The following is a 13067-nucleotide window of genomic DNA, read 5'->3' as shown; positions in this document are numbered from 1 at the left end:
ATATCGGGTTGACGTAAAGAAATCTTGATACCTGGAGCCGTCATGCGGAGCCACGTCGGGCGTGAGCATGTTCATGCTTATAGGGGTCAATGTTCCGGCGCCGGCACGCCGTGTGCGGGTGGAATTGGGCAGGAGTTCAAGCGCCGACGCGCCGGATGTCGACGCGCTCCGGGTCATCGGTCCGGCGCCGCCTCCGGACGGGCGTACGTCCGGCCCTTCCAGGCGGCGCCCCGGCCCCGGTAGTGCTGCACCGCCGAGTCCACCGTCATGAGCAGGTAGAGCAGCGCGGTGAAGGGGAGTGTCGGCGCGAGCAGGAGGGACTGCCGGTAGTAGCGGAGCATCGGCAGATACGTTCCCGCCATCACCGCCCACGCGAGCCCGCCCGCCCAGCCGGCCACCGCGTCCCCGCCGAACAGGCCGGCCGCGAGGGCCACCGGCGGAGCGAGATAGACGACGGCGAGGCCGGCGACCGTCCCGGCCAGGACGAGGGGGTTGTGGCGCAGCTGGGCGTACGCGCTGCGGGAGACCATCCGCCACAGGTCGCCGAGGTGCGGGTACGGGCGGACGGAGTCCACCCGGTCGGCGAGGCCCAGCCAGATCCGTCCCCCCGCCCGTCGTACCGCCCGGGCGAGCGACACGTCGTCGATCACCGCCTGCCGGATCGATTCCGGCACCCCCGCCCGTTCGGCCGTCTCGGTCCGCAGCAGCACACAGCCGCCGGCCGCGGCGGTCGTTCGCGGGTGACGGCGCCGGTTGATCCAGCGGAAGGGATAGAGCTGGGCGAAGAAGTAGACGAAGGCGGGCACGATCAGCCGCTCCCAGCCGCTCGCCACCCGCAGCCGGGCCATCTGCGACACGAGGTCGAGCTCGTTCCCGACCGCGGCGGCCACCAGCAGCCGCAGACTGTCGGGCTCGTGCGCGATGTCGGCGTCCGTGAGGAGCAGGAACTCGGGGGAGAGCGAGGGGGAGGGGGTGTGGGGGCGGTCGGGGGGCGAGGGGTGGTCGGGGCCCGGGGGGCGGTCGGGGGACGCGGGGTGGTCGGGGCGCGAGGGGCGGTCGGGGGACGCGGGGTGGTCGGGGCGCGAGGGGCGGTCGGGGGATGCCGGGTGGTCGGGGCCCAGGGGGCGGTCGGGGGATGCCGGGTGGTGCGCGGCCCCGGGGCGACCGGGTTCGCCGCCACGCGCGCGTGCCAGGGCGATGCCGTGGCGGAGCGCCCACAGCTTGCCCGTCCAGCCCGGCTCGGGCTCGCCCGGGGACGTGACCGTCAGCGGCAGCCCCCCGTACCGCGCGGCGAGGTCACCGGCCAGCTTCCCGGTGCCGTCGGAGCTGCCGTCGTCGACGAGCACGATCTCCGCCTCGCCCGGATAGTCCTGCACGAGCAGCGACGGCAGGCTCAGCGGCAGTACCTCGGCCTCGTCCCGCGCCGGTACGACGACGGTGACCCGCGGCCAGGTCTCCGGCTCCACGCGCGCGTGGCCGGTCGGCAGGCGTTGATCGGTACGCCAGAAGAGCCCCTGACCCAGCAGTAGCCACCCCCAGGCGGCCAGCGAACCCAGTGCGATCCAGGCAATGGCGCTCATTCGCCGCAGTCTGCCCCAGATCGGCGGCGACGCAAGGGTGGTCGGCTAGGGTGACCGGGTGAAGATCGCGCTCATGGACTCCGGAATCGGCCTGCTCCCGGCAGCAGCCGCGGTTCGCCGACTGCGGCCGGACGCGGATCTGGTCCTGTCCAGCGACCCCGACGGCATGCCCTGGGGTCCGCGTACCCCCGAGGACCTCACCGAGCGCGCCCTGGCCGTCGCCCGGGCCGCCGCGGCCCTGGAGCCGGACGCGCTGATCGTCGGCTGCAACACGGCCACCGTGCACGCCCTGCCCGCCCTGCGGGCCGCGCTGGAGCCCCGTATCCCGGTCATCGGTACCGTCCCGGCGATCAAGCCCGCCGCCTCGGGTGGCGGCAAGGTCGCCATCTGGGCGACCCCGGCCACCACCGGCAGCCCGTACCAGCGCGGACTGATCCGCGACTTCGCCGACGGCGCCGAGGTCACCGAGGTGCCCTGCCCCGGACTCGCCGACGCGGTGGAGCACGCGGACGCCGACGCCGTGCAGCGAGCCGTGGCCGCCGCCGCGGAGCTCACCCCGCGTGATGTACGGGCCCTGGTCCTCGGCTGCACGCACTACGAACTCGTCGCCGACCGGATCCGCGCCGCCGTCCAGTCCGCCGACCTTCCGCCGGTGGTTTTCCACGGCTCCGCCGGGGCAGTCGCAGCTCAGGCACTGCGCCGCATCGGCGCGGAGCCCGCGCCCGCCGCGACCCCGTCCGGCGGCCTGACCGTCCTCCTCAGCGGTCGGACCGGGGAGCTGCCGGCCGCCGCCCTGGGGTACGCCGAAGGCCGGCTGCTCCGGGCCGCTGCCGCCGCGCACTGACGGTTCGCGGACGCCTTCGACAAGGCGCCGCACGAGCGGAACGTGAGTAGGCTGCCACGCATGAGGGACCATTCCCGTCACCCCCGCCATCCCCGCCCCCTGGGCACGGACGCCCCGGTGCCCAAGGTGTGGACGGGCCGCGCCACCAACCGTCTGCAGTGGGTCGCCGCGGTCGCCGGCGCGGGTTGCATGGCCCTCGGTATCACCCTGGCGGTCGAGTCGCCGTGGACGTCCGGCATCGCGCCGCTGCTGATGGCCGTGATCGGCTGTGTGGCGGCGGGGCTGCTGGTGCTGTTCGGCACGCTCGCGTTCGTCCACGTCGAGGTGAAGGTGGACGACCGGGCGATGGAGGTCCGCTGCGGCCACATCGGCGTACCCCGCTGCCGGATCCTCCTCGCGAACGTGGTCGGCGCCGACTACGTCCCGAGGGTCACCCCGCACGAGTGGGGCGGCTGGGGCTACCGCTGGCGCCCGGAGAAGGGCAAGGCCGTCATCGTCCGGCGGGGCGAGGCGCTGCTCCTGCGACTGGACGACGGGCGTACTTTCACGGTCACGGTCGACGACGCGGAGTACGGCGTACGGGTCATCCGCGACCGCCTCCGCCCGGCCACCCCGACGGAGTCGACGGGCGCCTGAGCGTCACGAGCCCGACAGGTGGCCCGTTCGGTCGGTCTCCGACGGGCGATGGCTGTCCATCACCGCTCGATCCGCTCCATCCGCTCCATCCGCTCCAACGGTCCGGGCCGTGCCCGTGCGTGCCGTCGCCAGTCCGGCGAGCAGGCCGGCGCACGCGGTCACCGGGGTGAAGCTCAGCGCGTTGCCGACCGTCGCCAGGGCGGCCAGCGCCGTCAGGGCGGCCCCCGAAGTGAGCACGACGGCCGTAGAGCGCGGCGAGGACCACAGGCCCCAGAGCAGCCAGCCGTACGCCGCACCCAGCAGGACGACCCCCGGCACCCCCTGCTCCGCCGCCTGCTGGAGCGCCGCCGAGTGCGACTTGCCGTCCGCCGCGAACGTCTCCCGGGCCGTGGGGCTCAGCGCGCCGAACCGGTCGGGACCGACCCCGAGCACGGGGTTCTCCTTCGCGAGTGCGACCGCGTCCTGCCAGAGCAGCACGCGGTGCCGGGTCAGCTGGCCCTCCAGGGAGACCGCAAGCCCCTCGGGCAGCCGCTCCTCCGCCACGGCCCACGACGCGCCCACCACCAGCCCCGTCGCCAGGGCGAGCCCCGCGAGACCGAGGAGCCGGCGCCGCATCCGCACCGCCGCCAGCGAGCAGAGCAGCACGCCCGTCGCCGCGACGAAACCCCCCACCGAACCCAGCGCAAGGGCCGCGCCCGCCACGGCCAGGGCGAGCGCCCGCAGCACGAGCCGTCCGGGCCGCGAACCGGCCGCCGACGCCCCGCAGCAGGCCGCCCCGGCGGCGAGCACGAGCAGCGCGGCCGCCGCTCCCGTAGGACCGGTGGGTACGGATCCGACGGGGGTGGCGCCCGGGATCCCGGGCCCGGAGGGCAGCGCGAGGCCGAGGGCGGCGAGCGCGGTCAGCACGGCGGCGGCCACCGGCAGCAGCGAACCGGAGATCCGGCCGCAGGCGTACCCGGCGGTGAGCGCGAGCACGGCCAGCAGGACCCCCTCGGGGCGCGCCTCGCGGCCGGCGGCGGTGACGAGCGACCACAGCACACAGCCGCCGAGGATCAGTACGCCGGCCACGTCCGCGGCCCGGCTGCCGCGCTCGCGCACGACGGCTCCCCGCGCCGCATGTGCAGCCATCCCCGTCGACCCCCGCTCCGTCTGGCCGACACCGTAACGGGGCTGCAGGGATTTGGGGAGCGGATGAGCAGAAACGTTGTGGCAGAGGTGAAGGAAGGGTGACGGGGGCCGGCGAGCGCGTGCTGGGGCGGGGCGGCGCGCAGGCGATCCGGGGCAGCCGGGCGCGGGTGGTCCGGGGTAGTCGGGCGCGGGTGGTCCGGGGTAGTCGGGCGCGGGTGGTCCGGGGGCGTGCGCGGTGGTCCGGGAAGGCTGTGCGCGAGTGGCCGGGGGCCGTGCGCGGGTGGTCCTGGGGGCGTGCGCGGTGGTCCCGGAAGGGTGTGCGCGGGTGGTCCGGGTACACCCTGCTCGGGTGGCTGGGACCGCTGAACGCGGGTGGCCGAGACCGCCGCGCCCGGACGGCCGGGATCGTCGTCCGTGAGTGATCAGCAGGCGGTGCGCAGGTCGTCGGAGATCGCGGACCGCAGCCGCTGCCACCGCCCTGCTCGGGGCCACAGATCCACACCGTAGACTCCGCAAGGTGAGCACCACCATCACCCCCGTCGACGCCTCCGGCCCCGCCGCCGCCCCCGAGCCCGGTCCGGCCGGGCTGCGACGCCTGGTACGGCCCGGCGCGGCCTTGCTGTCCGGGGCCATGCTCTTCCTGAGCTTCCCGCCCCGCCCGCTGTGGTGGCTCGTGCTGCCGGGCTTCGCGCTGCTCGGCTGGACGCTGTACGGCCGACGGGCGCGCGCCGGGTTCGGCCTCGGCTACCTCGCCGGGCTCGGTTTCCTGCTGCCGCTGCTGATCTGGACCGGGTCCGAGGTCGGACAGTTCCCGTGGATCGCCCTCTCCGCCGTCGAGGCGCTGTTCATCGCGGCCGCCGGCGCGGGTATCGCGGTCGTCTCGCGGCTCCCCGGCTGGCCGGTGTTCGCCGCGGCGGTGTGGATCCTCGCCGAGGCGGCACGCGCGCGTGTCCCGTTCGGCGGCTTCCCCTGGGGCAAGATCGCCTTCGGGCAGGCCGACAGCGTCTTCCTGCCGCTGGCGGCCGTCGGCGGAACGCCGCTGCTCGGCTTCGCCGTCGCCCTCTGCGGCTTCGGGCTGTACGAGGTGATCCGCCAGGCCCGCGCCTACCGCGCGACCGGGTCCGTCCCCCGTGGCCCGCTCGCGGCGGCCGCGCTCACCGTCCTCGTACCGGTCACCGGCGCCGTGGCCGCCCTGCCGCTGGTCGACGACCGCGCCGAGGACGGCACGGCGACCGTCGCCGCCGTACAGGGAAACGTTCCGCGCCTCGGACTCGACTTCAACTCCCAGCGGCGGGCGGTCCTCGACAACCACGTCGCGCGCACCGAGGAGCTCGCCGAGGCCGTCGCGGCGAAGAAGGAGCCGCAGCCCGACTTCGTCCTGTGGCCGGAGAACTCCTCGGACATCGACCCGTACGCCAATCCCGACGCGGCGGACGCCATCGACCGGGCCGTGCAGAAGATCGGCGCGCCGACCGTGATCGGCGCCGTCGTCTCCCCGCCGACCGGCAAGCTGCGCAACACCCTCATCGAGTGGGACCCGGAGAAGGGCCCCGTCGCCACCTACGACAAGCGGCACGTCCAGCCCTTCGGCGAGTACATCCCGATGCGGTCCTTCGTACGGATCTTCAACAGCAACGTGGACCGGGTCAGCCGGGACTTCGGGCCGGGCGACAAGGTCGGCGTGTTCGACCTCGCCGGCACCAAGGTCGGCCTCGCCACCTGCTACGAGGCGGCCTTCGACTGGGCCGTGCGCGACACCGTCACCCACGGCGCGCAACTGATCACGGTCCCGAGCAACAACGCCACCTTCGGCCGCAGCGAGATGACCTACCAGCAGCTCGCGATGTCCCGCGTGCGGGCGGTCGAACACAGCCGCTCCGTCGTCGTCCCGGTCACCAGCGGCGTCAGCGCGATCATCGCGCCGGACGGCCGGATCGTGGAACAGACGAAGATGTTCACGCCGGACGTCCTGGTCGAGAAGGTGCCGCTGCGCTCCTCGCTGACCCCGGCCACGCGCATGGGCACACTGCCCGAGGCGCTCCTGGTGGCGGTCGCGGCGGCAGGGCTCGGCTGGTCGGTGCTGCGGTCCGTACGGGCACGTCGGAGCCGGTCGGCCTGAGAGCGCGGGGAGGGCTTCGTCTCTCGACGGTGCTTGATCCACCGGGGCATAGGGTCGAGGCATGGGTACCCCTGACTTCATCCGCGAGATCCGGGCCAGCGCCGGCCACCAGTTGCTCTTCCTGCCGGGCGTGAGCGCGGTCGTCTTCGACGACCGGGGCAGGGTGCTGCTCGGCCGGCGGGCGGACAACGGTCTCTGGTCCATCATCGGAGGCATCGTCGAACCGGGGGAGCAGCCGGCCGCCTGCGCCGTCCGCGAGGTGTACGAGGAGACCGCCGTGCGCTGTGAGCCCGAGCGCGTCGTGATCGTCCAGACCCTGCGCAAGCCCGTCGTCTACCCCAACGGCGATACGTGCCAGTTCATGGACGTCACCTTCCGCTGCCGCGCGGTCGGCGGCGAGGCCCGCGTCAACGACGAGGAGTCGACGGAGGTCGGCTGGTTCGCGGTGGACGACCTGCCGGAGATGAAGCGGTTCTCGCACTTCCGGATCGAACAGGCGCTCGCCGACGAACCCACATGGTTCGACCCCATGCCCAGCAGCTGAAGTATGGCTTCAGCACACATCGGTTGAGGGTGGGGCCCTTCATACAGTGCGGAGCATGAGCGCCCCCACCACATCAGGTCCCGTACCGGCGCAGGTACCGGCACCACCTGTCCAGGCCCAAGCGGCCGCCCAGGCCCTCGCGGCGGTCCCCGGAGCCGTTCCGGCGCCCGGCTCCGTCCAGCTCGACCTCGCCGGCCGCACGGCGCTCGTCACCGGCGCGGCCGGCGGCATCGGCCGTGCCTGCGCGCTGCGGCTGGCCGCGGCGGGGGCCCGGGTCAGAGCCGTCGACCGGGCCGCCGACGGACTGGCGGCGCTCGCCGAGGCCGCGGACGGACTGCCGGGCACCGTCGAGCCGCAGACCCTGGACCTGACCGACCTCGACGCCGCCGAGCAGGCGGCGGCCGGCGCCGACATCCTCGTCAACAACGCCGGACTGCAGCTGGTCCGCCCCATCGAGGAGTTCCCGCCGGACGTCTTCCACACAGTTCTGACCGTGATGCTGGAGGCACCGTTCCGGCTGATCAGGGGCGCTCTGCCACACATGTACGGCCAGGGCTGGGGCCGGATCGTCAACGTCTCCTCCGTCCATGGGCTACGGGCCTCCGCCTTCAAGTCCGCCTATGTGGCCGCCAAACACGGTCTCGAAGGGCTCTCCAAGACCGCCGCCCTCGAAGGCGCCCCGCACGGCGTCACCTCGAACTGCGTCAACCCCGGCTATGTGCGCACGCCCCTGGTCGAGCGGCAGATCGCCGACCAGGCGGCGGCCCACGGCATCCCCGCGGAGCGGGTCCTCACCGAGGTCCTGCTCAAGGACTCGGCGCTCAAGCGGCTCATCGAACCGGAGGACGTCGCGGAAGCGGTGCTCTACCTCTGCGCGCCCCAGGCCTCCTTCATCACCGGCGCCTCCCTGACCCTCGACGGCGGCTGGACCGCGCACTGACGGTTATCCACAGGGGTGGTGCTCCGACCCGTACGGCAGGTATCCCTGTGTCCATGTCGCAAGAACCGGTCTCCTACCTGGAGCTCCTCGCACGAGGCGCCGCGGTGGAGGCGTACGACCGGCCCGTGCTGCTCGCCCGTGCGAGCGGCGCGGGCTCCGAGGCGTTGGCCGAGCTGGAGCGGGCCAAGCAGCTCGCCCTGCGCGTCCGGGCCGAGCTGGAGGGCAGAAGGCGCCGCGAGGCGGAGCTCTCCGCCCTCTTCGAGACCGCCCACGACCTCGCGGGGCTGCGCGACCTGGACGCGGTGCTCCGCGCCATCGTCCAGCGCGCCCGCTCGCTGCTCGGCACCGAGGTCGCCTACCTCAGCCTCAACGACCCGTCCGCGGGCGACACGTACATGCGCGTCACCGAGGGCTCGGTCTCGGCGCACTTCCAGCAGCTCCGGCTCGGCATGGGGGAGGGCCTCGGCGGACTCGTCGCCCAGACCGCCCGCCCGTACGTCACGGAGAACTACTTCGACGACGCCCGCTTCCAGCACACCCGCACCATCGACTCGGCCGTCGGTGACGAAGGGCTCGTCGCCATCCTCGGTGTCCCGCTGACCCTGGGCAGCCAGGTCATCGGTGTCCTCTTCGCCGCGGACCGGCGGGCCCGGGTCTTCGGAAGGGAACAGGTCGCGCTGCTCGGCTCCTTCGCCGCGCACGCCGCCGTGGCCATCGACACCGCCAACCTGCTCGGCGAGACCCGCTCGGCCCTGGCCGAGCTGGAGCGGGCCAACGACATCATCCGCGAGCACAGCGGCGTCATCGAACGTGCCTCCGAGGTCCATGACCGGCTCAGCGAACTGGTGCTGCACGGCGGCGGGGTCCATGACGTGGCCGACGCCGTCTCCGAAGTCCTGGGCGGGCGTGTCGAGTTCATCGAGGACGGCCACACCTCCGCACGCCTCGCCGACGGGCATGCCCTGCGCGACGGCGACCGCTGGCTGGCCGCCGTATCGGCGGGCGGCGAGTCCTTCGGCGCCCTCGCCCTCCACGGCCAGCCCGACCTGGACCCCGTGGACCAGCGCACCCTGGAGCGAGCCGCCCTGGTGACCTCGCTGCTGCTGCTCGCCCGCCGCTCGGCAGGAGAGGCCGAACAGCGGGTACGGGGCGAACTGCTCGACGACCTCCTCGACGCCCCCGACCGCGACCGCCGCCTGCTGCGCGAGCGCGCCGCCCGGCTCCGTACCGACGTCGACGCGCCCCATGTGGTGCTCGCCGCCCGGATCGACCGGGCGGGTGCCGGGGGAGAGACCGACACGGGAGTACGGGAGAGCGCGGACCGGCAGCGCCTCTGGTCGGCCGCCTCCCATCTGGCCGCCACCCGGCAGGGCCTGGCCTCCGCACGCGACGGCGGTACGGTCCTGCTGCTGCCGCTCGGCCCAGGCGAGGACGCCGCCGAACTGGCCCGGCAGACCGCCAAACACCTCGGCGGAGCCCTGCGCGAACCGGTCACGGTGGGAGCCTCGTCGCCCGTCTCCGCACCGCTCGCCGTCCCAGGCCAGGTCGCCTCCGCCTATGAGGAGGCCCGCCGCTGCCTGGACGCCCTCCGCCTGCTGCGCCGCTCCGGCGAGGGCGCGGCCGCCGAGGACCTGGGCTTCCTCGGCCTCCTGCTCGCCGACACCCGGGACATCGAGGGCTTCGTCGACCGTACGATCGGCCAGGTCATCGCGTACGACCGGCGAAGAGGCACGGACCTGGTGCGCACGATGGACGCGTACTTCGCGAGCGGGATGAGCCCGGCCCGTACGAAGGACGACCTTCACGTCCATGTGAACACCGTGGCCCAGCGGGTCGACCGCATCGGTCGCCTCCTCGGTCCGGACTGGCAGTCCCCGGCCCGCGCGCTGGAGATCCAACTGGCCCTGCGTCTGCACGCGATGTCGGCGGCGGTGGCCCGCTGAGCGCACGGGAAGACGCCGGCCCCCTGAAACGGGGGACCGGCGCCTTCCTGGGTGAGGCGACGGCGCTCAGGCGTCGGCGCGAACGGCGGTGGTGGGGACGGCAGCGGCGTCCTCGGCGACCTCGGAGAGATCGCGATGGCGGGTCTCGCGGGCGCAGGCGATGGCGACGACCGTGAGGAGGGCGGCGGCGATCACGTAGAGGGAGATCGGTGTCGAGGAACCGTAGTCGCTGAGCAGCGCGGTCGCGATCAGCGGGGCGGGGGCACCGGCGGCGACGGAGGAGAACTGGGCGCCGATGGAGGCGCCGGAGTAGCGCATCCGGGTCGCGAACATCTCGGAGAAGAACGCGGCCTGCGGCGCGTACATCGCCCCGTGCAGGACCAGACCGACGGTGACGGCGAGCAGCAGTGCACCGAACGAACCCGCGTCGATGAGCATGAAGAACGGGAACATCCAGGCGCCGACACCGACCGCACCGATCAGATAGACCGGCCGGCGGCCGATCCGGTCCGACAGCGCGCCCCAGGCGGGGATGACGGCGAAGTGCACGGCGGAGGCGATGAGGACGGCGTTGAGCGCGGTCTGCTTGGAGAGGCCCACCTGGGTCGTCGCGTAGACGAGGATGAACGCGGTGATGACGTAGTAGGAGATGTTCTCGGCCATGCGGGCGCCCATCGCGATGAGCACGTCCCGCCAGTGGTGCTTGAGCACGGCGACCAGCGGCATCTTCTCGACCTGGGCGGCGGCGGACTTGCGCTCCTCGGCGGCGGCGAGCGCGGCCTTGAAGACGGGTGACTCGTCGACGGAGAGCCGGATCCAGAGACCGACGATCACCAGCACACCGGAGAGCAGGAACGGTATGCGCCAGCCCCATGCCAGGAACGCGGAGTCGGAGAGCAGCGCGGTCAGCGCGGAGAGCACGCCGGTCGCGAGCAACTGCCCGGCGGGCGCCCCGGTCTGCGGCCACGAGGCCCAGAACCCGCGCCGCTTGGCGTCCCCGTGCTCCGAGACGAGCAGCACGGCCCCGCCCCACTCACCCCCGAGCGCGAACCCCTGCACCAGCCGCAGCGCGGTGAGCAGCAGGGGAGCGGCGGCCCCGACGGTCGCGTGCGTCGGCAGCAGCCCGATCGCGAAGGTGGCGCCACCCATCAGCAACAGACTGAGCACCAGCAACTTCTTACGCCCGAGCCGGTCCCCGTAATGCCCGAACACCAACGCCCCGAGCGGCCGCGCGGCGAACCCGACCGCGTAGGTGAGGAAGGAGAGGAGCGTGCCGACGAGCGGGTCGGACTCAGGGAAGAACAGCTTGTTGAACACCAGCGCGGCGGCGGAACCATAGAGGAAGAAGTCGTACCACTCGATGGTCGTGCCGATGAGACTCGCGGCGACGATGCGACGGAGGTTGGACGGTGCTGGTGGAGCGGTCGCGGGGGAGGACATCGGCACCACTTCCTGGCGTGTGACGGGGACGATTTCGTGTCGCCACACCGTAGAAACACGCAGGTCACCGGCGTATGTGGTGGGACACCATAGTTCTATCGGCCGGAGTGCGCGTGACCACCATGGGGGCGGTGCCGGGGTCTCCGCGACGGCCTCGACGAGGCCGCGCAGGGGGCTGTCCAAGTTGCACTATTCGGGCATGATTTGGAGGTGTCGTGCTGACTCCCGTGCTGGTTTGGTGCTGACAAAAAGCCCACGTCATCACCCGTTCCCACCCCTCCCGTGCTGACTTGGTGCTGACTACGCTGCGTAGAACTCCGGTATGTGTTGCAGATCGGACGGTGCCCGACCGGCAGCGGGGGACCCGCTGGTCGTGGATGGTGGCGCCCGGGGGCCCTGCTGGCCTTCCCGCGGAGTCATGACTCGGCTCGTGACAGGGGCTCCGGGTATCTGCCAGCGCCAGCCGTGTGTCCGTGGAATGAGGCAACAGGGGCTGGGGTGCCAGGTTGCTGGTCGGGTTCGGGTATGGAACCGAATCTTGGTGGAGGTCTTCCGTATCGTGCGCTTGGGCTGGTGGCCGGCGTCGAGCATGATGGTCCGATGGAGAGCGCTGGCGACTTGTCCGTGGTGATGGTCATGGTTGACCGGGATTCCGAGACGTTCGTGCTGGCGAGGTCCGACGGCAAGGAAGCGCGTTTTCCGCTTAAAGCTCCCATGTTTGAACCCAGTAGCTTGCTGTCCCGCATTGCCTACCCGCCCACCTTCGAAGGACTGGTGGCGGAGACGTGCAAGGGCGACAGCATCGTGTTCGAGCTTCCTGGCTTCGGCCAGGCGGAGCAGCTGGACGGGAGGCTGGCTGTCTACCTGGATCAGAACAAGTGGCGCCTCGTTAGCGATGTATTGCAGGGGCAGGGTGGCGGCGGAGCTGCCGATCGGGCGGCCGCTCGACGACTCATGGGATGGCTGGCGGAGAGGCGGATCGTCCTGCCTCTTTCTGCGGGTCACTACTACGAGACGACGAAATGGTCTGACGCTGAGGGACGCTACTGCCTGGGCTTGTCCATGCTTCAGCTCAGTGGAGGTTGGCAGTTGCGGGACCCGCTGCAGGTCTGGAGAGATGAACTGCGGTTGATGTTCCGGGAGCGGATTGAGTCCGGCGGGACAGTGCCGCCGGTTGTGACGCTAGCTTCGAACGGGGTTCACTCTGCCGTGCGCGGCTATGTGCCATCCCAGCCGCCTGCCGACTTCTCTCCGCGGGAGGCGTTCCAGTACGGGGCCCTCTTGTCAGCGACGACGCTCATCGACCTCATGCTGGATTCGGAGGCTGGCGAACGCGGTCCCGAGGCCGGCTGGACCGCGGCCAACCAGCGATTCAGTGACTGGTTGGACACCCAGGACGGTGACGCCCAGAAGAAGCGCAAAGCGATCGATGCCTGGCTCTTTCGCGACCTTCACAAGGAGCTGGCCGAAGAGTCCTATGCCGCAGGGCTGACGGCGGTGCAGCTGCAGGAGTGGGGCAGCGTCTCGCGACCGGTTCAGGGCATGAGCGTCCTGCCTGCATGGGGCCTCTATCGGGAGATGATGCATGAACGCCATCTCAACCGTGGCACCAAGTGGAATCCGAATGATGTGATCGACATGGTCTATCTGTCCTGCGCAGCCGGCTACGCGGACTTCGTCGTGTGTGAGCGCCAGATGCGTGAGCCATTGGCCCGTGGGATCAACCGACTTGGGCGACGTACCCAGGTCTTCCGAAGCCTCACCGAGGCCGTTCTCGCCATTGAAATGGCGTTCGACGAGACGCCGACAAGCTAAGAGCGCGGGCTTCTGACGGCCCGGCACCCCGCGCCTGTCCTTGCGTCTGGCTGGAGGCGGGGCCGAGCCGGAGTGCCC

Annotated in this window: 10 protein-coding genes; 7 read left to right on the top strand and 3 right to left on the bottom strand. The window is 72.1% G+C overall.

Annotated features, from left to right (window positions below; translation table 11 throughout):
* Positions 1–173: 173 nt before the first annotated feature.
* Positions 174–1580, bottom strand: coding sequence for a glycosyltransferase (locus Q5762_RS03605; protein WP_315890435.1), 1407 nt, complete (start codon positions 1578–1580; stop codon positions 174–176).
* 58 nt (positions 1581–1638) lie between these two features.
* On the opposite strand from Q5762_RS03605, the gene Q5762_RS03600 reads away from it, so the two are divergent.
* Both Q5762_RS03600 and Q5762_RS03595 read left to right on the top strand, forming a co-directional pair.
* Complete coding sequence (locus Q5762_RS03600) at positions 1639–2424, top strand: aspartate/glutamate racemase family protein (protein ID WP_315890434.1); 786 nt, start codon at positions 1639–1641, stop codon at positions 2422–2424.
* A 60-nt stretch (positions 2425–2484) separates the two neighbouring features.
* Positions 2485–3060: a hypothetical protein gene (locus Q5762_RS03595; RefSeq protein ID WP_315890433.1), complete on the top strand. Its 576-nt coding sequence runs from the start codon at positions 2485–2487 to the stop codon at positions 3058–3060.
* Between the two features lie 3 nt (positions 3061–3063).
* Here Q5762_RS03595 and Q5762_RS03590 read toward each other — a convergent pair whose 3' ends face one another.
* Positions 3064–4188: an O-antigen ligase family protein gene (locus Q5762_RS03590; protein WP_315890432.1), complete on the bottom strand. Its 1125-nt coding sequence runs from the start codon at positions 4186–4188 to the stop codon at positions 3064–3066.
* A gap of 517 nt (positions 4189–4705) precedes the next feature.
* Here Q5762_RS03590 and lnt point away from each other — a divergent pair.
* From lnt to Q5762_RS03570, 4 genes are all read left to right on the top strand, one after another.
* Entirely contained in the window at positions 4706–6307 is a 1602-nt protein-coding gene (gene lnt, locus Q5762_RS03585; RefSeq protein WP_399494343.1) for an apolipoprotein N-acyltransferase, read from the top strand.
* A 61-nt stretch (positions 6308–6368) separates the two neighbouring features.
* Positions 6369–6851 carry an NUDIX domain-containing protein gene (locus Q5762_RS03580; RefSeq protein ID WP_315890431.1) on the top strand — a complete coding sequence of 161 codons (483 nt, stop codon included), beginning with the start codon at positions 6369–6371 and terminating at the stop codon, positions 6849–6851.
* Positions 6852–6906: 55 nt separating this feature from the next.
* Entirely contained in the window at positions 6907–7791 is an 885-nt protein-coding gene (locus Q5762_RS03575) for a 3-hydroxybutyrate dehydrogenase (RefSeq protein ID WP_315890430.1), read from the top strand.
* A 53-nt stretch (positions 7792–7844) separates the two neighbouring features.
* Positions 7845–9734, top strand: a complete 1890-nt coding sequence (locus tag Q5762_RS03570) for a GAF domain-containing protein (RefSeq protein ID WP_315890429.1) — start codon at positions 7845–7847, stop codon at positions 9732–9734.
* Positions 9735–9800: 66 nt separating this feature from the next.
* On the opposite strand, the gene Q5762_RS03565 is transcribed toward Q5762_RS03570, so the two are convergent.
* On the bottom strand, positions 9801–11174 hold the full coding sequence (locus tag Q5762_RS03565; protein WP_315890428.1) for an MFS transporter: 1374 nt from the start codon (positions 11172–11174) through the stop codon (positions 9801–9803).
* A gap of 573 nt (positions 11175–11747) precedes the next feature.
* Between Q5762_RS03565 and Q5762_RS03560 the strand changes: the two genes are divergently transcribed.
* Positions 11748–12989 (top strand): hypothetical protein, encoded by a 1242-nt coding sequence (locus Q5762_RS03560; RefSeq protein WP_315890427.1) that lies wholly within the window; start codon positions 11748–11750, stop codon positions 12987–12989.
* The last annotated feature ends 78 nt before the right edge of the window (positions 12990–13067 follow it).

It is taken from the genome of Streptomyces sp. P9(2023) (genome assembly GCF_032436795.1).
Taxonomy (GTDB): Bacteria; Actinomycetota; Actinomycetes; order Streptomycetales; family Streptomycetaceae; genus Streptomyces.
This window is presented reverse-complemented; position numbering and strand designations above follow the sequence as displayed.